Origin of the sequence: Corynebacterium sp. HMSC06G04, assembly GCF_001807365.1 — a bacterium.
In the GTDB taxonomy this organism is placed as follows: Bacteria; Actinomycetota; Actinomycetes; order Mycobacteriales; family Mycobacteriaceae; genus Corynebacterium; species Corynebacterium simulans.
The window spans coordinates 180,550-200,105 of sequence record NZ_KV788618.1; the positions used below are offsets into that span (position 1 = coordinate 180,550).

Sequence of the window (19,556 nt, forward strand, 5' to 3'; positions counted from 1 at the left end):
GAGACACCAACACCGCCGATTCCCTCGTTCGGCGGTGTTTGTCTTTTCTAGCTCGCCTTAACCGCGTGCGCCTGCGCCAGCATGTGCAGGGTCCTCCGGCAGGTATCCGGATCTTTGGCTAATTGCTCGGGCGTAAATTGAACTACTCGGTATCCCAAGGAGCGCAGGTATGCCGTGCGGCTCGAGCGCCGAGATAGGACCGCTTGCGGGCCAATCTCGACGATGATGGCCTCTTCGATGAGCAATGCCTCGATGCCAGGGGCCACGCGTTGCCGCGGCTTGGCGTCTAAGCCCAGCTCCACAGCCAGTGCGCGCACGAGTGACTCGAAAGGCGAGCGCGATAGGGAGCTGGCGCAGGCAATTGCCTTGCGGGCTGCTGCGGCATTATGTACGCGCCCTAAGTCATCGACCTCGGCTTGCAGCCGGGCAGGGCTAATACCCATGTTTAACGCCGAGTCTGCGGCGATGAGGCCGTGGCGGAAGCCGTGGTAACGCGCGACGTCGGCAACCGCGCGGGCAATGCTAACCACGCGCGCACCGTCGATGGTTTCTACGTCCCCGACCATGGTCTTGCGGTAGCGGCGTCCCGGCGCATGGCGGTTGTGGCGGGGCAGGCTGCCGCAGGGAAGCGCTAGCTCGACCGGGTCTTCGGGGCAGGGGAGCAGCCAAAGGTCATGCAGGAGTGCGGCGGACTTGCTAATCAGTACCGCGGTATAAGAGCTGCGGGCTATGGCTATGCATTCGAGGCGCTGGCGTTCGACGGCGGATAGCGCTAAGTATTCCTCGCGGTCTACGGCCATGCGCGGTGCTAGCTGTAAAAGTGTGCCGGATTTAAGGTCGTTGGACGTGGCGGGTTTGGCTGGGTGGATGGTCTCAAGAGTGGTCATGGCACTAGTTTCGCCCGCCGCGGGTGTGTAGCTCTAGAGACAATTTTGAAAGCTGTGGATAACTTGTTGGCGGCGTCAACAACTGGGTGTGAAATCTTGTGGCTGAACCCCCAGCCCTAGAAAACCAGCCCTGGAAACCCAGACGCCGTGGTCGCGAAAAAATATTTTTCAACTCTGAAAATCGCGACCACGGCGTCTGGGCTTCCAGGGCTGGGTATTTGCGGGGAAGGGGTAGAGGAAGCGGGAAGGAGGGCTGGGCGCTAGTTGGCCAAGTCCAACTGCTCCGTAATCTGCGGCCACAGCTGGCCCATGATGTCATCCCACGTCAGAATCCACATCGCTTTATCCTTGTCCGCCTTGCCTACGGCCACGAGCTGCTCGTTGCGAGCGCGCATGTGGTCCAAGGTCTTCTGGACAGTCAGCGAGGAGGAAACCGTCAGCGCGGGGCGGGAGAACTCGAGCACTGGCGTGTCCGGTTCGGCGAGGAGCGTATCGCGCACGTGCACGATGCGCGGCACGCGGGAATCCTTCGGGAAGACCAGCACGCGCATGATGGACTTGCGGGTGACCAAGTCATGGAGTTCAGCCACCGTAGCGTCGGGGGACAGCGGGACGACCTGGGAGCCGTGCTCGCGAGCCAGCGCGCCAACGGTAGAGGCCTCCAACTCAATTACGCCGGTGATCTGGTTCGCCGAATCATCGTCCAGAGTGCCCGTCTCGCGGGAATGCTCCACCAAGTGGCGCAGGGTATCTGCGTCGTAGCCGGCGGCACCGGCCCTGTCGACGGGCTCCTCGCCAGTCCAGCGCACCATCGCATTCGCCATGTGGTTAATCCACTTCAGAAGCGGGCGGAAGAGCCAGATGAAGCCGCGGGCAGGAACCGCGATGAGCTGCAGCGCGGTCTCCGGGTGGGTAATCGCCCAAGACTTCGGAGCCATCTCGCCGATGACCAGGTGCAGGAAGGTCACGATGAACAACGCCAAAATAAACGAGACCACGTCGGCCACGCCCAGCGGCAGGCCGAGTGCCTCCAGCGGGGTCATGAGCAGGTGGTGGACCCACGGCTTGGTCACTGCACCCAGCACGAAAGTCGCCGCCGTAATACCCAGCTGCGCGCCGGCGAGCATGATGGTCAGCTCGTTCAAAGAGCGCAAGCCCGAGCGCGAGGTGCGGGAGGTCTCAGCGGTTTCTTCCAAACGGTTGCGGCGCGCGCCCATCATCGAAAACTCGATGATGACGAAGAAGGCCGAGGCGGCGATGATGACAAGCGTGATGAGGAGGTTAAACCACCAAGTATCAGTCATTAGCTCTCCTCCTCCGTTTGATCGGCGTATTCCTCAACGAGCTCCAGTGCCAAGGTCGACGGTACGTGGCGGTCAATCTCCTCGACGCGCATGTGCAGCTTTCGCACTGGGGCGTCGTCGCGCTCTACCCAGTCATCCGGCTCCGCCTCGAGCTCGATCGTGTACTCCTCGCCCTCCTCAGGCAGCGCGCCGGAGTGGGAAATCAGCAGGCCGGCCACGGTCTCGAAGTCGCCTTCTGGCAGATCGTGGCCGATGGCGCGCTCGATTTCGTCAATCGGTGTATCGCCATCGACGAGCCAGTGGGACTCATCCTGCTCGGTGATTTCCTCGGTCTCTTCGATGTCGTGCTCGTCGCTGACATCGCCCAGGATCTCCTCGGCTAGGTCTTCCATGGTCACGATGCCGACGAAGCCGCCGTATTCGTCGATGACGCAGGCCAGCTTGTCGTCGGCGTCGCGCAACTCGGTCACGACGTCGGGAAGCGGCATGAGCTCTGGCACCACAACGGCGGGCTGCATGATCTCGGTGGCCGCGGTGGCGTCGGGAAGCTTCGTTCCCAGCACGTCGAACAAGTGCACCACACCGATGGGATTGTGCTCATCGTCGATGATGGGGTAGCGCGTGTGATCCGTGGACATCATCTCGCGAACCTCGCCGATAGTGGTCTGCGGATCGATGACGTCGACGCGGGAACGCGGAATCATCGCGTGCTCGACGTCGTGTTCCGGGAAGTCCAACAGGCGGTCCAACACGAGGTAGGTTGCCTCGTCGATGTCGCCGGCCTCGTGGGAGGCATCCACGATGGACTCGAGATCATCGGTGGTGGCGGAAGAATCCACGTCTTCTACAGGCTCGATGCCGAAGACCTTCAAGATCGCATTCGAGGCGTACTCAAAGAAGTGAATAAGCCAGCCGAAAATGCGCAGGTACCACATGGTGGAGGTGGACAAGAACAATGCCGTCTTCATCGGGGCTGCGATGGTGTAGTTTTTGGGGAATAGCTCCGCAAAAAGCATCGTGGCGATGGTGGAGATGAAAAGCGCTGCCACCGTGCCAATGGTGATGGAAACGCCGGCGGGAATGCCCACGCCGCCCAGCAGCTCACCCAAGCCGCGGCCCACCAGGGGTTCGGCCACGTAACCGATGAGCAGGCCGGTGATGGTGATGCCCAGCTGGGCACCGGAGAGCATGAAGGAGGTGCGCTGGGTAATTTTCAGGGCACGCTCAGCTGTCTTATTGCCCTCGGAAGCCATGGAGCGCAGTTGTGCGCGGTCCACCGACATGAAAGAAAATTCTTGCGCAACGAAGTACGCGTTCGCGACGATAATCAGGCCAATGACCAGAAATCCCGCCAAAATCATAAGGATTGCTTGCAACATGGCCTACCCCGCCTGCCATTCGGTGAGGCGGGGACATCGACTCGGAGGTTCCACTGAAGCTGCCTTTCTATTTATGGGAAACTGCAGAATAGATTACATCCTTCAACGTACCGGTGGGTATTTAGTTCCCGGCCCAAGCTAGCCTAGAGGGCATGTCTCAAGACTTTGGCCTCTATATCCATGTCCCGTTTTGTTCCTCGAGGTGCGGGTATTGCGATTTCAATACCTATACCCCAGGTGAGCTGGGTGGCGATCTGACCGCCGCATACCTGGACGCCCTCGAGTGCGAGCTGGGCATGGCGGCGCAGCAAGTGGGAAGGCCGGCGCAGACCGTATTCATTGGCGGCGGCACGCCTTCGATGTTGGGTGCCGAGGGCCTTAGCCGCATTCTGGCCCGTGTGAAAGAGACTTTTGGTTTGGCCCCAGGGGCGGAGGTGACCACGGAATCGAATCCGGAGTCGACGGACCCGCGCTATTTCGAGCAGCTGCGCGAGGCGGGGTTTACGCGCATTTCGCTGGGCATGCAGTCGGCGTCGGATAGCGTGCTGCGAGTGCTTGAGCGTGCGCATACCCCGGGCCGGGCTTTCGACGCCGCGCGTGAGGCCCGCGCCGCAGGTTTCGAGCACGTAAACCTGGACATGATCTATGGCACGCCCACGGAGACTGACGACGACGTGCGGCTTACCCTTGACCGCGTCCTCGAAACGGGAGTCGACCACGTCAGCGCGTATTCGCTCATCGTAGAAGACGGCACCCGGATGGCGCGCAAGGTGAAAAAGGGAATCTTGCCTGCACCCGACGAGGACGTGCTGGCAAGGCGCTATGAGGCCGTCTCTGCGACGCTCGAAGCGGAAGGCTTCGAGTGGTACGAGGTCTCCAACTGGGCCAAGCCCGGCGGCGAGTGCGAGCACAACCGCATCTACTGGGTCGACGGCAACTGGTGGGGCGCGGGCCCTGGCGCGCACTCGCATTTGAACGACGAGCGCTTTTATAACGTGAAGCTGCCGCGCCGCTACATCGAAATGCTGGGCCGCGAGGAACTTCCTATCAAGGAACGCGAGGTTTTGACCGAGGCCGAGCGGCACACCGAAAAGATCATGCTCGGTCTGCGCTTGCGCGAGGGCATTCCGGCCAACTGGCTGGCTCCGGGTGCGGAGCCGGTCATCGCGGACTACATCTCCCGTGGGTTGCTGCAGCGCGCCGGCGACCGGCTGTGCTTGACCAAGCCCGGGCGCCTTTTGGCAGACGGCATCATCACTGATCTGTTGGTGGCGGAGGAAGCTTAAAGGCCACGGCGAAGGTAGGTAACATAGGGCGCATGTCCAATTCCACTGATGCTCGCCGCCGCGAGGTTCTGCGCGCCATTGTGGCGGACTATATTGCCTCCCAGGAGCCCGTGGGGTCCAAGACCCTGCTGGAGCGCTATCAGCTGGGCGTTTCCTCCGCCACCATCCGCAACGATATGGCGGTGCTGGAATCGGAGGGCCTGATTGCCCACGAGCACACCAGCTCCGGGCGCGTGCCCACGCAGAAGGGTTACCGCCAGTTCGTCGACTCGCTGCACGACGTAAAGCCCTTGTCTGCGCCGGAGCGCCGCGCCATGCTGACCTTCTTGGAGGGCGGCGTCGACTTGGAGGACGTCCTGCGCCGCAGCGTGCAGCTGCTGGCGCAAGTGACCAAGCAGGCAGCGGTGGTGCAGATGCCCAACCTCAAGGTATCGCGCGTGAAGCACTGCGAGGTCGTGGCGCTTTCGCCAGTGCGCCTGTTGTTGGTGCTTATCACGGATAACGGGCGCGTCGACCAGCGCAACGTCGAGCTCGACAGCGTCATTGACCCACTGCAGACCGCACGCCTACGCGACGTCCTCAACAACGCCCTGGAGGGCAAGACGCTAACCGACGCTTCGGTGGAACTTGCCAGCCTCGTCGAGACCTCCCCGCTGGACATCCGCCCGCATGTGCTCAATGCCGCCACGACTCTCATCGAAACGCTGGTGGAGCGATCCTCCGACCGCCTGATCCTGGCTGGTACCTCGAATCTGACGCGTATCGCGAGAGACTTCCCAGAAGGGTTGCCCTCTCTCATCGAGGCTCTCGAAGAGCAGGTCGTGGTGTTGAAGCTTCTGGCTCGCGTGCCGGACTTGGGCAACGTCTCCGTCGTCATCGGTGAGGAGAATGAAGAGGACAAGCTGCGGCAGGCATCCGTCGTCGCCACTGCGTACGGCGCCGGCAATGAAACGTTGGGCGGCCTGGGCGTTGTAGGCCCGACCTATATGGATTATTCGGGAACAATCTCGAAGGTTGGCGCTGTTGCACGCTATGTAAGCGAAATTCTGGCCGGCGAGTAAACTGGCACGGAAACTTTTCCCAGTGACTCTAATTTTAGATAAGGACTTTCATTAAGTGGCTCGTGACTATTACGGCATCCTTGGTGTAGAAAAATCTGCAACCGACGCTGAAATTAAGAAGGCCTACCGCAAGCTCGCCCGCAAGTATCACCCGGACGTTAACCCGGGCGATGAAGAGGCAGCGGAGAAGTTCCGCGAGGCCTCCCTCGCGCAAGAGGTGCTGCTGGATCCGCAGAAGCGCCAGGTCGTTGACATGGGCGGCGACCCCATGGAAGAGCGCGGCGCTGCCGGCGGCGGCTTCGGCGGTGGTTTCGGAGGCGGCGGCCTAGGCGACATCTTCGCTGAGTTCTTCGGTGGTGGAGCAGGTGGCTCCCGCGGCCCGCGCTCGCGCGTGCAGCCGGGCAATGACGCCCTGCTGCGCACCACCATTAGCCTGGAAGAGGCTTATTCCGGCCTGAAGAAGCAGGTCACCGTCGATACCGCTGTGCTCTGTGACCGCTGCGAGGGCACGGGTTCTGCCTCCAAGGCCAAGCCAGTTACCTGTGATGGTTGTGGCGGCATGGGCGAGGTTCAGGAGATGCAGCGCAGCTTCCTGGGCAACGTTATGACCTCCCGCCCGTGCCCGAAGTGCCAGGGCTTCGGTGAAGTCATTACTGATCCTTGCAACCACTGTGGTGGCGATGGCCGCGTGAAGAAGCGCCGCGATCTCACTGTAAATATCCCGGCCGGTATTGGTGATGGCATGCGCATCCGCATGGCCTCTCAAGGCGAGGTCGGCCACGGCGGCGGCCCGGCGGGCGATCTTTATGTGGAGGTTTCCACCAAGCCGCACGCCGTCTTTGAGCGCAACGCTGACGACCTGCACCTGACCGTGCGCGTACCGATGGTCGATGCCGCACTGGGCACCAACTTCACCATCGATCAGCTAGATGGCGAGGAGCTCAACATCGACATCGAGCCGGGCACCCAGCCGGGCGAGTCCATCAAGGTCGAGGGCAAGGGCATGCCGCGCCTGCGCACCGACGGCTTTGGCAACCTCTTCGCGCACGTCGACGTCGTGGTGCCGAAGGAGCTGGACAAGAAGACCCGCGAGCTGCTCGAGAAGGTCCGCGATTCTCGCGACGAGGGCGCCCGCGTCCGCGAGACCGGTGACGGCCAGGAAGAGTCCTTCTTCTCCCGTATCCGAGATAGGTTCCGCCGTTAATGTCTCTGCCCGTCTTTATCCATCCTGATCTCTCGTTGGCTAACGTTGGCGAGCCGGTGGGGCTCGAAGGTCCCGAGGGCCGCCACGCGGTGACGGTCAAGCGCCTTAGCGTAGGGGAGCGGCTCAAGCTCATCGACGGCACGGGCACCGCCGCCCTGGCCACCATCCAGTCCGTTTCGGGCAAGGATCATTTGGCCGCGCTTGTCGACGCAGTGACTTTTGCGCCCGAGCCCAACCCCCGCGTCGTGGTGGTCCAAGCCATCCCGAAGTCGGAACGCTCGGAGCTCGCGGTGGACCTTGCCACCCAGGCAGGCGCCGATGAGATCATCGCTTGGCAGGCAGATCGCTGCGTGGCCAAGTGGGATGGAAAGAAGGCGCCGAAGGCGCTCGCGAAGTGGGAGGCGGCAGCGACTGCCGCCGCGAAACAGTCCCGCCGCGATCGCATCCCGCAGGTTACTGGCCCCCTGACCACCCCGCAGCTAGCTCAGCTCATTGCCGGGCAGACCGCCTACGTCCTGCACGAGGAAGCCACCGACTCTATTCGGGAGGTTCCGCTGGAGGGCACCATTTATCTCCTCGTCGGCCCCGAAGGAGGCATCGGCGCCGAGGAGCTGGAGCGCCTGCAAGCCCATCCGATTAAGTTAGGCCCGGAGGTCTTACGCACGGCGTCGGCAGCCATGGTGGCCCTTGCCGCAATCGGCGTGCGCACCGCACGCTGGTAGCCTGTTGGGGTGCCTATTATCACCAAGAAGTTTGAGCTTGATTCCGTCTACGTCGCGACCGTGCTCGGCAACGCTGACGATAACCTGCGGGTGCTCAACAACCTACTGGACGCAGACTTCTTCGCGCGCGGAACCACGGTTACGGTAACCGGCCCTGACTATGAGGTGGCCCGCGCCGCGAAGGTGCTCGACGAGCTCGAGGCGATTGCCCGCCGCGGCCATCACGTCAGCACCGATACCGTGAAACACACCGTGGACATGATTGCGGTGGAAGCGCCGCAGTCGGTCTCCGCGGCGATGGCAGCCGATATCGTGCGCCGCCGTGGCAAGTCCGTGCGCCCAAAGACGGTGGGCCAATCCGAGTACGTCCAGGCCATTGATGACAACACCGTGGTCTTCGGCATCGGCCCCGCAGGCTCTGGCAAGACCTACCTGGCGGTGGCCAAAGCCGTGCAGGCCCTGCAGACCAAGCAGGTCTCGCGCATCATCTTGACCCGCCCAGCAGTTGAGGCCGGCGAGAAGCTGGGCTTTCTGCCTGGCACTCTAAATGACAAGATCGACCCGTACCTGCGCCCGCTTTACGACGCCCTGCGCGACATGATGGATCCAGAGATGATCCCGAAGCTCATGGAAGCCGGCATCATCGAGGTCGCCCCGCTGGCATACATGCGTGGCCGCACGCTCAACGACGCCTTCGTCATTCTCGACGAGGCGCAAAACACCACGCCGGCGCAGATGAAGATGTTCCTGACCCGTCTGGGCTTTGGCTCTAAGATCGTGGTTACCGGCGATGTTTCGCAGGTGGACTTGCCGCGCGGCCAGGTCTCGGGCCTGCGCTTGGTGCGCCGCATTTTGGACGGAGTGCAGGATATTCACTTCGCGGACCTGGGCTCGAGCGACGTCGTCAGGCACCAGCTGGTCAGCCGTATCGTGAATGCTTATGATGCTGCTGAAGCCGCAGAAGTCTCAGCAGCCGCAGCGCAAGCGGATAAGGAGAACTAAATGTCCATCGAATTCATCAACGAGTCCGGTTTCGACGGCGTCAACGAGGAGATGCTCATCGACGTCGCCTCTTATGCCTTCGGCGCCATGGACATCAACCCGGATGCCGAGTGCACGATCACCGCAGTGGACTTGGATACCATCGCGGACCTGCACGTGCGTTGGATGGATCTGGAAGGCCCGACCGACGTCATGAGCTTTCCGATGGATGAAATCACTCCGGGCGCACTGGGCGCGCGTCCCGACGCCCCCGAGATGGGCCCGTCCATGCTGGGCGATATCGTGTTGTGCCCGGAGTTCGCGCTGCGCCAGGCCGATGCCGCCGGCCACTCTCTGGGCCACGAGCTTGCGCTGTTGACGGTGCATGGCTGCCTGCACCTTTTGGGCTATGACCACGCCACCCCGGCAGAGGAAAAGGAAATGTTCAGCCTGCAGAACGAGCTGCTGGCGGACTGGTATGACAACCTCGCCGCCCGCGGGGTGAGCTACCAGCCTAAGCCCTCGGGCCCCAAGGCCTTCCCGGATGCCGCCGAGCGCGCCAACCTCGACAAAGAGGTCCCCGGCGGTGGAATCCCGGCGGTGGGCGAGCCACAGGAAAATTAATTTCCCCGTTTCGTTGGTGACGTGTTGCGTCACGTTGCACAATAGACGGCATGAATATTCTGTCGATCCAGTCTCACGTCACCTTCGGCCACGTCGGCAACTCCGCCGCAGTATTCCCGCTCCAGCGCGCGGGCCACGAGGTATGGCCGGTGCACACGGTGAACTTCTCCAACCACACCGGTTACGGCGATTGGGGCGGGCCGATGCTTCCGGCATCGGATGTCACCAGCATTATTGACGGCATCGAGAAGCGCGGCGCCTTTGAGAAGATCGACGCAATCCTCTCTGGCTACCAGGGCGGGCCAGACATCGCCGGCGCAATTATCGACGCTGTCAACCGCATCAAGGCCGTCAACCCCAAGGCTTTGTACGCGTGCGATCCAGTCATGGGCAACGCGAAGTCTGGCTGCTTTGTCTCGGACGAAATCCCGCCGCTGCTGCGCGATAAGGTCGTGCCGGTGGCTGACATCATCACCCCGAACCAGTTTGAGCTGGGCTACCTGACTGGCCACGAGGTTGGCACGCTGGAACAGACCCTCGAGGCAGTGAAGGCTGCGCAGGAGATTGGTCCGAAGACCGTGCTGGTCACCTCGGTAAAGCGCCCGGAGACCCCTGAGGACACCATTGAGATGCTCGCCGTGGACGGCGACCGCGCCTACATCGTTGCCACCCCGCACCTGCCATTCAAGCGCAACGGCTCCGGCGACGTGACTGCCGCGCTGTTTACCGGCCACTACGTCGAAACCCACGATGCGAAGCTCGCGCTCAAGCGCACCGCGTCTTCGGTGTACGACTTGCTGCACAACACTTATGAGGCAGACTCGCAGGAGCTGCAGCTCATTGAGTCCCAGGACGTGTTTGCGAATCCGCAGCTGCAGTTCCAGGTCGAGGAGCTTTAGCGCACCCGCCCCACGCCTTTTGGCAAATACCCAGCCCTGGAAATGCAGCTTTCTGGTGGATTGCGGGGCGTCGGCAAGCGCGGCGAAAAGCGAACAGGAGGTCTGGGTGCCCAGCCCTGGGAATTTGACCATCCTGGCCGCACTTGCCGCGCGCCAGCACCCGCCGCCGGTTAAAAGTAAGGCATGGACAACGCATTACTTTTTGACACAATCGACGCCCACCTTATTGACCTTCGCCAACTATCCAACGTAGACCCGCGCTGGCTGCAACTGCACCACGGCAAAATCGTGCGCGCGGCCTGGTGCTTCGCGCTGCCGAAGCAATTCTGGAACCGGCTCAAACCCTGGGAACGCGACATAGCGCGGGTGTATATCCACGCACGGACCGTGCATAAAGCCGTGCTGATCGGAAAGCCCGCAGCTTTGATACACGGCATTCCCACCATTAGCCGCCCCACCGAATACCCAGCAGTGCTGCCCTCGGGCTCGGTGCCGCAGAAATCCAAGGGGCATTTCTTCGCTTATAAGGCCGCCCGCCTGCACGGGCAAACCACCACGGTCCACGGCATTAAGCTCACCTCGCTGGAGCGTACCGCGATCGACATGGCCCGCCTGCACGGCTTCGAAGAGGGGCTGGTCGCCGCGGATTATGTGCGTGCACAGGTGGGCCGCCGTCGCTTGCAGGATACGTTGGGCGCGCTGGGCCGCGTTAAGGGCGTGGCGACTGCACGCGCCGTGGTGGCCGCGGCCGTGGTTGATTCTGAGTCGCCGTGGGAGTCCTACGCCCGCGCGTTGTTGCTGCGTGCGGGCATACACGTGCGCACGCAGTACATAGTGGGCAAGTACCGCGCTGATTTGGCAATTGACGGCTGGTTGCTCATTGAAATCGACGGCAATGTCAAATACCAAGACAGGCCTGTGGAGGCGATTCGCGCGGAGCACCGCCGCCAGAAGGAGCTGCTCAACATGGGTTATGTGGTCCTGCGCTTTAGTCCGGAGGAGTTGCGCGCCCGGCCGGAGGAGTTTGTCGCGACGGTGCGCCGAATGTTGGCGATGGGTCCGCGGCGCGCGGCATAGATACCCAGCCCTGGAAACCCAGAGGTCCTGTTCGCGTTTCGCCACGCGTGCCGACGCCGCGCAATCCACCAGAAAACTGCATTTCCAGGGCTGGGTATTTGCGAGAGAGAAAGGCCGGTGAAGAGGCCAATGGGCAGCCGCAAACGCGTATGTACTACTGTGACGCGGCTGGGCTATGATAACTAGCAATGAGTACCGATTTTGACGCCGCCTTTGAGAACCTTCCCACCGATGGGGAGGTCCTCGACTACACCGACTACACCGATACCCCGGAAGGGTTCCGCTCGGGGTTCGTGTCCTTTGTCGGCCGCCCAAACACGGGCAAGTCGACTCTCACCAACGCGCTGGTGGGGCAGAAGATCGCCATCACCGCGAACCAGCCCGAGACCACCCGCCACCCCATTCGTGGCTTGGTGCACCGCGATGATGCGCAAGTCATCGTCGTCGACACGCCCGGCCTGCACCGCCCCCGCACCCTACTGGGCGAGCGCCTCAACGAGATGGTCAAGGACACGTACGCGGACGTGGACGTCATCGGCCTGACCATCCCAGCCGATGAAAAGATTGGCCCCGGTGACCGCTGGATTCTGGAAAACGTCCGCAAGGTAGCGCCGAAGACCCCAATCATCGGCATCGTGACCAAGCTGGATAAGGCCAGCAAGGATCAGGTCGGCGCGCAGCTTTTGGCGCTGCATGAGCTGCTTAGCGAGGAGAACCCCGACGCCGTGGTCATCCCGGTTTCGGCCACCCAGCGCGTACAACTGGATGAGCTGACCCAGGTGATCATCGATCACCTGCCAGAAGGCCCGAAGTTCTACCCCGATGATCACATCACCGACGAAGAGCAGGAAAAGCGCATCGCCGAGCTCATCCGCGAGGCCGCACTGTCTGGTTTGAAAGACGAGCTGCCGCACAGCGTGGCCGTCGAGGTTGATGAGATGCTGCCCGATGAAACTCGCCCCGACGTCATGAACGTCCACGCGGTACTTTACCTGGAGCGCCCAGGCCAAAAGCGCATCATCGAGGGCAAGGACGGCCGCCGCTTTACCCGCATCGTGGGCACTGCCCGCAAGGAGATCATCCAGCTGCTGGGCCAGAACGTCTACCTTGACCTGCGCATCAAGGTGCTCAAGAACTGGCAGTCTGACCCGAAGATGCTGGGCCGTCTCGGCTTCTAAAACCCAAGGCTTAAAAACCTAAGTATGCCGAGGGAGAGTTTTCGCGACCGCGCCCTGGTCATCCGCAGCTATGACTTCGGCGAGGCTGACCGCGTCATCGTGCTGCTTACCCGCAGCCATGGCTTGGTGCGCGCGGTGGCCAAGGGCGTACGCAGGGCGAAGTCGCGTTTTGGTTCGCGCCTCCAGCCCTTTGTAAACCTGGATGTGCAGTTGTATCCCGGCCGGAATCTATACACGATTTCGCAGGCCGACACCGTGGACTTTTTTGGCGCCGCCATCATCGGAGATTATGAGCGCTATACCGCCGCCTGCGCCGCACTTGAATCTGCCGAGCGCCTGGCCTTCGCAGATTCTGACCAAGACCCGTTCCTTTATAATGCGCTGGTCGCAACGTTGGAGCGGCTCCAGCACGACGATCCGCTCCTGACGCTGGACCAATTCCTACTTCAGGCAATGGCGCATGCCGGCTGGGCGCCGGGGCTTTTCGATTGCGCGCAGTGCCAGAAGCCCGGACCGCATCATGCTTTCCACCCGGCCGTTGGCGGCGCGACGTGCCACGAGTGCCGCCCGCCAGGCGCCGCCGAGGTGGACCCGGAGACGTTGCATCACATGTGGTTGCTTGCGCATGGACACCCCACGAGCCCTACCTATGAGCAGCGCGGGGAAGCCCACCAACTCATCCGCGCGCATCTGCAGTGGCATTTGGAACGCAAGGTTACCGCGTTGGGGGTCATGGACCAGTAAGATAAGGCGCGTGATTACGCCAGATCCGAACCGAGTTTTAAACCCGCCTGCTATCCCGGAGGAGTTCCTGCCCAAGCACATCGCGCTGGTCATGGACGGAAACGGCCGTTGGGCCGAGGAACGCGGCATGAAGCGCACCGAGGGGCACCGCCGTGGTGAAGCAGTGCTTCTCGACGTCGTCGATGCCTGCCTTTCCATGAACATCCCGTACCTTTCGGCCTACGCCTTCTCCACCGAGAACTGGCGCCGCAGCCCCGAAGAGGTGCGCTTTTTAATGGCGTTTAACCGCGACGTGCTGCGCCGGCAGCGCGAGTGGCTCAACGAGAAGGGCGTGCGTGTGGTTTGGGTGGGCCGCCGCCCACGCCTGTGGCGCTCCGTCATCAAGGAGCTGGAGACTGCGCAGGAGTTGACCAAGGACAACACCCGCATGACGCTGGCGATGTGCGTGAACTACGGTGGGCGCGCCGAGCTTGTCGACGGCGTTCGCAAGCTCGCCGGTCAGGTGGCCAAGGGCGAGTTGAAGCCGAGCTCGATTAACGAGGCGTCGTTAAGCGCGGCGCTCTATGACCCCACCATGCCGGACGTGGATCTATTCCTGCGCCCGTCGGGGGAGAAGCGCACGTCGAACTTCCTGCTGTGGCAGTCGGCGTACGCGGAGATGATCTACCAAGACAAGCTCTTCCCGGATTTCACTCCGGAGGACTTGTACGCCGCGGTAGAAGAATACGCGCGGCGGGATCGTCGTTTCGGCGGTACGAAATAGCTAAAGCTATTTGTTACGTGGTGCTGCCTAGCTTGCGCGGCAATTGGAGCAGATGCCGAAGATTTCGGCATCGTGGCCGGTTAGCTCAAAGTCGTGCTCGGCAGCCACGTTGGATGCCCACTGCTCGATGGGGCCGCCGTCGATTTCCTCGGTGCGGCCGCACTTGGTGCATACCAAGTGATGGTGGTGATTAGCGGATTCGCAGTGGCGGTAGAGCGTTTCGCCCGAAGGCATGTGAAGCGCGTCCACTGCATCAATATCGGAGAGGGATTGCAGGGTGCGGTAGACCGTGGTCAGGCCTACTTTGTGCTCGCGGTCTTGCAACGCCCGGTGAATGTCTTTTGCCGAGGCGAACTTATCTAGTTCACGCAGAACCTCGACGACAGCGGTGCGTTGCTTGGTGTTGCGAGCCCCAAGCTTAGGGATGCTTTCATGGAGAGCCATGACCGCTAGTTTATCAATTAGTTTCCAATAAAGTTAACGGTTAAACAGTGCTGCAGCCTGCTCCAACAAAGGAAGCACCTCGGGAGAGGCCAGCGAGTAGCGCACTTCGCGGCCTGAACGCTTGGAATCGACGATTCCGGCATCTTTTAGTACGCGCAGGTGTTGGCTGATTAGCGGCTGGGATTTGCCGGTGGCGGCCACCAGCTCGTGAACGTAGTGATCGTGGCGGTTAAGGGCTAATACCAGGGTGATGCGCAGGGGTGAATCTAAAGCGCCAATGATGCGGGTAGCGGCGTCGATGTCGAGTGTGTGAAGCGCCGTGGAGGGCTGCGTCATGCAGATCACCTTCAATCCAATTTCTGTTAATCGCTTGAAACAGTACGATACCCCACATCTTGCACAGTGTTGTATAAAATACAAAATTTATTTTCACCCCTCCGCCCACAGGCGGAAGGAGGCAGGATAGACTAGGAACATTGTTCACGGCTGTCCCTTAACAGAGGAGTCTTTTTTAACCATGGCAAGCGTCATCGATACCGTTGTAAGCCTGTGCAAGCGCCGCGGATTGGTCTACCAGGCAGGTGAGATCTACGGCGGTTCGCGCTCTGCGTGGGACTACGGCCCCCTCGGTGTGGAGCTGAAAGAAAACATCAAGCGCCAGTGGTGGCGCCACATGGTGCAGTCCCGCGAGGACGTCGTGGGTGTTGATACCTCCGTCATCCAGCCGCGCCAGGTCTGGGTTTCCTCCGGTCACGTTGAGGTCTTCACCGATCCGCTGGTGGAGTCCCGCCACACGGGCAAGCGTTACCGCGCTGACCACCTGCTGGAGGCATACGAGGAAAAGCACGGCCACGAGCCTGCAAACGGCCTAGCAGACATCAACGATCCTGAAACCGGCCAGCCGGGTGACTGGACCGAGCCGAAGGCATTCTCCGGTCTGCTCAAGACCTACCTGGGACCGGTTGATGATGAGCAGGGTCTGCACTACCTGCGTCCGGAGACCGCACAGGGCATCTTCGTTAACTTCAAGAACGTGATGACTTCCGCTCGTATGAAGCCGCCTTTCGGCATCGCGAACATCGGTAAGTCCTTCCGTAACGAGATCACCCCGGGCAACTTCATCTTCCGTACCCGCGAGTTCGAGCAGATGGAGATGGAGTTCTTCGTCAAGCCGGGCGAGGATGAGCAGTGGCACCAGTACTGGATTGATGATCGCTACAACTGGTACGTGGACCTTGGTATCAAGGAAGAAAACCTGCGCCTGTACGAGCACCCGAAGGAGAAGCTGTCCCACTACTCCAAGCGCACTGTCGACGTCGAGTATGCATTCGGCTTCACCGGCTCCAAGTGGGGCGAGCTCGAGGGCGTGGCTAACCGCACCGACTATGACCTTTCGGTTCACGCGAAGGGCTCCGGCGAGGACCTGTCCTACTACGACCAGACCACCGAGGAGCGCTGGGTGCCATACGTCATCGAGCCGGCAGCCGGCCTAGGCCGTTCCATGATGGCCTTCTTGGTCGATGCATATGACGAGGAAGAGGTGCCAAACGCCAAGGGTGGCACCGATAAGCGTGTGGTCCTGCGTTTGGACCGCCGCCTTTCCCCGGTCAAGGTCGCGGTTCTGCCGTTGTCCAAGAAGGAAGAGCTGTCCACCCCGGCCCGCGAGCTGGCTGCCAAGCTACGCCAGCACTGGAACGTTGACTTTGACCTCTCCGGTGCTATCGGCCGCCGCTACCGTCGCCAGGATGAAATCGGCACGCCTTTCTGCGTGACCTACGATTTCGATTCCCTTGAAGACGGTGCAGTTACCGTCCGCGAGCGCGACACCATGGAGCAAGAGCGCGTCAAGATCGACGAGCTTGAGGCATACCTGGCCGCTCGCCTCATCGGCTGCTAAAGGCCAAGTAAAGAAGAAAGTAGCGATGCAATACACCAGCTGGGACCGCACTGACAGCCAAAAGCCTGTCCTGCTGAAGGAGGATGGGCCCCTGGCCTTCGGCGTCTTTTCTGCAGATCAGGCAGAAATTGACGGCGAGGTTTGGCAGCTTGCAGCGGACCCGCAAGAAGGCGCCACGGCCCGCGTGGATGGCCGCGTCTATACGCTGCAGGGCCCGCTGGGCCGCGCCAAGCGCCTCACGGCGGATGCGGCTGGCCGCGCGTTTTCCTTCATCAATGAAAACGGCGGCGACTGGATCATTGAAGACGCCGCCGGCTACAAGGTAGCGCAGTTTTCGACAAAGAATTCCGGCGTGCGCAAGGCCATCTTGGAGTTCGACGCGGAGCCCGAGGCGGCCGCGCTAAACGACGCCGAGATCATCGCCTTGAGCTGGTTTACCCGTCTCATTCTGGAGGCCAAGACCCGCGGCATGGCAGTGCCCGTCATTGCCACGCTGGGGCTTGCCTCCCTGGTGGCGCTGCTTTCCCTTTTCGTGTTCTAGGCATTTAGCGATATTCGTGAGTACAGAACACCGGCATTGGACGTGGGCCGAAGATTGCCTGCGTGATGAAGAAGGAACCGTATGGGCCACGGTGCGCGCTGACGTGCTGAACGTCAATGAATCCCAGCTGGCTTCGGCGCAGGAGCGCATTTTGCTGGAGCACTCCATCGACAGCGGCAGTCGCCATTTCTGGGTGCGCGGCACGGCCACCACGGGCCAGACTCTGCACGTGGGGCAGCAGGGTGTTTCCATTAGCCACATGCAGGCTAAGTGTATGGGCCGTGAGTACACGCTGGATAGGCCTAATCCTTTCCGCAGGGAACGCCGCATTTATGACGCTTCCGGAAACGAGATTATCCGCACGCGCCCCACTTTCAAGGGCGTGCTGGAGATTACGGATATGCGGCCGCAGCAGGTGCCGGACGTCGACGCCGCGTTTTTAACCTATTGCTGCGCGCTTGTCGACGCCCCGAAGCGCCGGCGGATCTAAGCGCCGGCGGATCTAGAAGGAACCGCCGCGGAAGCCACCGCCCCCGCCGCCGGAGTTTCCGCCGAAACCGCCGCCAAAGCCGCCCCCGAATCCACCGCCGAAGCCACCATGGCTGTTGCCGCCGCCGAGCATCTGGCCGATGACCATGCCGGTGATGATGTCTCCCGCGGTGGAGCCGGCGGACTGAACCTGTTGGCGGCGCTGATAAGAGTTGATGTCCTGCTGCGCGGTGCGCGCCGCATTTTGTGCGGCGTTAGCGGCCTGGCGGGAAGCATCGATGGCGCTGCGCAGATCGGAGTTTTTGAGCTGCATGGCTTGGGCGTGCAGCCGCTTGGCGTCGGCAAGCTGAGTACGCGCGGTGGCACCCACCACGCGGCCACGGGTGGAGATGACGTCCTCAGCGGCCTGGATGGCGGCCTGCGCGGAGTGCATCTGCTGGTTGTACAGGTCGAGCTGGCGGGCACGGGTGGCGGTGGCTTCGCGGACGGAATCGAGGCGCTCGTCGAGCTCGGAGTCGAGGGTAGTCAACGCGGTGTAGTGGCCGAGGGGGTCGCTGGCCTGGCCGGCCTCTGCCTCGGTAACGGCCGCCTCGGCGCGGGTGGCTACGTCTGCAAGTGCCTGCCAGTCGGCCTCGGTGCCAAGCTTCTTGCCTTGATTTTCCAGTCGGCGGGCTTCGTCCGCCTCGCCGCGGACTTCAGCGATGAGCGCGGCAAGATTCTGCTTGGCGGCCGCGAGGTTGGACTCGGCGTGCTCGACGCCGGAAAGGAGGCGGTCTGCCACCTCGATGGCGTGCTCGGCCTCGCGGATGAGGGCCACCAGGCCGCCTTGCTGGCCGGCAGGTGCCGCGGCGAGTTCACGGCCACGGTCGAGTTGCTTTTCCGCCTCGCCCACGGAGATTTCTGCCATGTGCGGGTTATCGGCGATGGAGTCCAGTGCGCCCGGGTGGTCTTCCTGCAGTTGTGCCAGAATCTGCTGGGCCTGCGGGATGCGGGCGCGCACGTCCACGCTGCGGCGCGTGAGCTCGTCTAGTTTGGAATCGGCGTTGATCAGCAGATCGCGCATTGCGGCGAAATCCGCGGCTTGGGCATCCAAGGCATCATCGGCCTGGCCACACGAGGAGACGATCTCGATGAGCATCTGGCGGCGCTCGGCCTCGGATTCTGGCGCGGCGTCGTTAAGCCGGCGCTGCATAGCAAAGGCCTTCTGCAAGGTGGAGGTGGAGTGGTTCATCGCGCGGGTGAAAGGACGCGTGCGCTCGGGGCCGAACTCGGCGGTGGCGATGTCGAGCTCCTCCTTGCCGCGGCGAATGGACTCATCGGTAGAGACCAGCTCCTCGCGCGCTAAGGATTCGAGCGTTGCGGTATCGAGCCTGTTCAGCGAATTCGTATCGTCCGGCTCGATGGCGCGCGCTGACTTGAGCGTCTCCGCGGAATCTTTCTTGGTCTTGCGGCGGCCTGCCAACCATATTCCGCCGCCGGCCAGTGCCAGGGCACCGGCACCGCCGGCTAGCCAGCCGGCACCTGAACCAGAGTCAGCGGAGCTAGAACTAGAAGAACCCTTCTCGCGGCCCGAGGCAGCTGCGACTAACTCCAAAGCAGAACCGCCGAAGTCATCGTCTGCCAGGCGTGCCGAAGCTGCCTCATACATGGCATTCAGCCGGCTCTTTGGCCAGGCCCCACCCGTTTGCACGCCGACCTTGCGGTCTTCGACGGAGACAACATAAATGGCGGAGTTCGGGCCCTTGGAGGCGACGAATTGCTGCGCGAAGTCTTCCGCGGAGCCAGACAGAGTCTTTTCAAAGACCACGTAGAGCACCAGGCCCTCGTTCTTCTGCAGCGTCTTGATTTCATCTTCCAGCTGGTCTTTTTCCTCAGCGGAGAGCGCCCCAGCGTTGTCAGTGACCTTGGAAGTAATGCTTGAGGGGGCAGCCTGCGCTAGCACCGCCGGCGCGTTGCTGTGGGGTGGTGTTGCTGCAAAAGCAGTGGGCTGCGATAGCCCCACGATGAGTGCCGCTAGGGCGGCTGAACCGATACGCGCAGAAGAAGTCATGCCCACCAGAATACCGTTAGGCTAGT

20 protein-coding genes are annotated in these 19,556 nt (G+C 61.9%); 14 read left to right on the forward strand and 6 right to left on the reverse strand.

Annotated elements, in window-relative coordinates:
* Positions 1-47: 47 nt before the first annotated feature.
* The 3 genes from HMPREF3158_RS08685 to HMPREF3158_RS08695 all read right to left on the reverse strand — a co-directional run bounded on the left by HMPREF3158_RS08685 (position 48) and on the right by HMPREF3158_RS08695 (position 3,570).
* Entirely contained in the window at positions 48-887 is an 840-nt protein-coding gene (locus HMPREF3158_RS08685; RefSeq protein WP_061925802.1) for a PDDEXK family nuclease, read from the reverse strand.
* A gap of 260 nt (positions 888-1,147) precedes the next feature.
* On the reverse strand, positions 1,148-2,191 hold the full coding sequence (locus HMPREF3158_RS08690) for a CNNM domain-containing protein (RefSeq protein ID WP_061925805.1): 1,044 nt from the start codon (positions 2,189-2,191) through the stop codon (positions 1,148-1,150).
* On the reverse strand, positions 2,191-3,570 hold the full coding sequence (locus HMPREF3158_RS08695; RefSeq protein WP_070498117.1) for a hemolysin family protein: 1,380 nt from the start codon (positions 3,568-3,570) through the stop codon (positions 2,191-2,193). Before HMPREF3158_RS08695 ends, HMPREF3158_RS08690 begins: the two co-directional genes overlap by 1 nt.
* 152 nt (positions 3,571-3,722) lie before the next feature.
* Between HMPREF3158_RS08695 and hemW the strand changes: the two genes are divergently transcribed.
* The 11 genes from hemW (at position 3,723) to HMPREF3158_RS08750 (ending at position 14,109) form a co-directional block, all read left to right on the forward strand.
* A complete protein-coding gene (hemW, locus tag HMPREF3158_RS08700; RefSeq protein ID WP_070498120.1) occupies positions 3,723-4,856 on the forward strand; it encodes a radical SAM family heme chaperone HemW in 1,134 nt (377 codons plus the stop codon).
* Between the two features lie 32 nt (positions 4,857-4,888).
* Positions 4,889-5,917, forward strand: a complete 1,029-nt coding sequence (gene hrcA, locus HMPREF3158_RS08705; RefSeq protein ID WP_070498122.1) for a heat-inducible transcriptional repressor HrcA — start codon at positions 4,889-4,891, stop codon at positions 5,915-5,917.
* Positions 5,918-5,972: 55 nt separating this feature from the next.
* Positions 5,973-7,121 (forward strand): molecular chaperone DnaJ, encoded by a 1,149-nt coding sequence (dnaJ, locus tag HMPREF3158_RS08710; protein ID WP_070498125.1) that lies wholly within the window; start codon positions 5,973-5,975, stop codon positions 7,119-7,121.
* Entirely contained in the window at positions 7,121-7,843 is a 723-nt protein-coding gene (locus HMPREF3158_RS08715) for a 16S rRNA (uracil(1498)-N(3))-methyltransferase (protein WP_070498128.1), read from the forward strand. Before dnaJ ends, HMPREF3158_RS08715 begins: the two co-directional genes overlap by 1 nt.
* A 9-nt stretch (positions 7,844-7,852) precedes the next feature.
* Positions 7,853-8,845: a PhoH family protein gene (locus HMPREF3158_RS08720; protein ID WP_070498131.1), complete on the forward strand. Its 993-nt coding sequence runs from the start codon at positions 7,853-7,855 to the stop codon at positions 8,843-8,845.
* Positions 8,846-9,448: an rRNA maturation RNase YbeY gene (ybeY, locus tag HMPREF3158_RS08725; RefSeq protein WP_062037951.1), complete on the forward strand. Its 603-nt coding sequence runs from the start codon at positions 8,846-8,848 to the stop codon at positions 9,446-9,448.
* A 50-nt stretch (positions 9,449-9,498) separates the two neighbouring features.
* Positions 9,499-10,347, forward strand: coding sequence for a pyridoxal kinase PdxY (gene pdxY, locus HMPREF3158_RS08730; RefSeq protein WP_061923993.1), 849 nt, complete (start codon positions 9,499-9,501; stop codon positions 10,345-10,347).
* A 183-nt stretch (positions 10,348-10,530) separates the two neighbouring features.
* Positions 10,531-11,424, forward strand: a complete 894-nt coding sequence (locus HMPREF3158_RS08735) for an endonuclease domain-containing protein (RefSeq protein ID WP_062037954.1) — start codon at positions 10,531-10,533, stop codon at positions 11,422-11,424.
* Between the two features lie 188 nt (positions 11,425-11,612).
* On the forward strand, positions 11,613-12,602 hold the full coding sequence (gene era, locus HMPREF3158_RS08740) for a GTPase Era (protein WP_062037957.1): 990 nt from the start codon (positions 11,613-11,615) through the stop codon (positions 12,600-12,602).
* A 24-nt stretch (positions 12,603-12,626) separates the two neighbouring features.
* Positions 12,627-13,346 carry a DNA repair protein RecO gene (recO, locus tag HMPREF3158_RS08745; protein WP_062037960.1) on the forward strand — a complete coding sequence of 240 codons (720 nt, stop codon included), beginning with the start codon at positions 12,627-12,629 and terminating at the stop codon, positions 13,344-13,346.
* A 10-nt stretch (positions 13,347-13,356) separates the two neighbouring features.
* Positions 13,357-14,109 (forward strand): isoprenyl transferase, encoded by a 753-nt coding sequence (locus tag HMPREF3158_RS08750; RefSeq protein ID WP_082787686.1) that lies wholly within the window; start codon positions 13,357-13,359, stop codon positions 14,107-14,109.
* A 27-nt stretch (positions 14,110-14,136) separates the two neighbouring features.
* On the opposite strand, the gene HMPREF3158_RS08755 is transcribed toward HMPREF3158_RS08750, so the two are convergent.
* Both HMPREF3158_RS08755 and HMPREF3158_RS08760 read right to left on the reverse strand, forming a co-directional pair.
* Positions 14,137-14,553 carry a Fur family transcriptional regulator gene (locus HMPREF3158_RS08755; RefSeq protein ID WP_070498134.1) on the reverse strand — a complete coding sequence of 139 codons (417 nt, stop codon included), beginning with the start codon at positions 14,551-14,553 and terminating at the stop codon, positions 14,137-14,139.
* 33 nt (positions 14,554-14,586) lie between these two features.
* Positions 14,587-14,889: an ArsR/SmtB family transcription factor gene (locus tag HMPREF3158_RS08760; protein ID WP_070455933.1), complete on the reverse strand. Its 303-nt coding sequence runs from the start codon at positions 14,887-14,889 to the stop codon at positions 14,587-14,589.
* A gap of 181 nt (positions 14,890-15,070) precedes the next feature.
* Here HMPREF3158_RS08760 and HMPREF3158_RS08765 point away from each other — a divergent pair, with 181 nt between their 5' ends.
* From HMPREF3158_RS08765 to HMPREF3158_RS08775, 3 genes are read left to right on the forward strand one after another with little or no spacing between them, the layout of a single operon-like run.
* A complete protein-coding gene (locus HMPREF3158_RS08765; protein ID WP_070498137.1) occupies positions 15,071-16,450 on the forward strand; it encodes a glycine--tRNA ligase in 1,380 nt (459 codons plus the stop codon).
* Positions 16,451-16,475: 25 nt separating this feature from the next.
* Positions 16,476-16,991: a hypothetical protein gene (locus HMPREF3158_RS08770; RefSeq protein WP_070498139.1), complete on the forward strand. Its 516-nt coding sequence runs from the start codon at positions 16,476-16,478 to the stop codon at positions 16,989-16,991.
* A 16-nt stretch (positions 16,992-17,007) separates the two neighbouring features.
* Positions 17,008-17,481 (forward strand): hypothetical protein, encoded by a 474-nt coding sequence (locus tag HMPREF3158_RS08775; RefSeq protein ID WP_070498142.1) that lies wholly within the window; start codon positions 17,008-17,010, stop codon positions 17,479-17,481.
* A 12-nt stretch (positions 17,482-17,493) separates the two neighbouring features.
* Here the strand turns inward: HMPREF3158_RS08775 and HMPREF3158_RS08780 are convergent, their stop codons facing one another.
* Positions 17,494-19,530 carry a TPM domain-containing protein gene (locus HMPREF3158_RS08780; RefSeq protein WP_070498145.1) on the reverse strand — a complete coding sequence of 679 codons (2,037 nt, stop codon included), beginning with the start codon at positions 19,528-19,530 and terminating at the stop codon, positions 17,494-17,496.
* Positions 19,531-19,556: the final 26 nt, after the last annotated feature.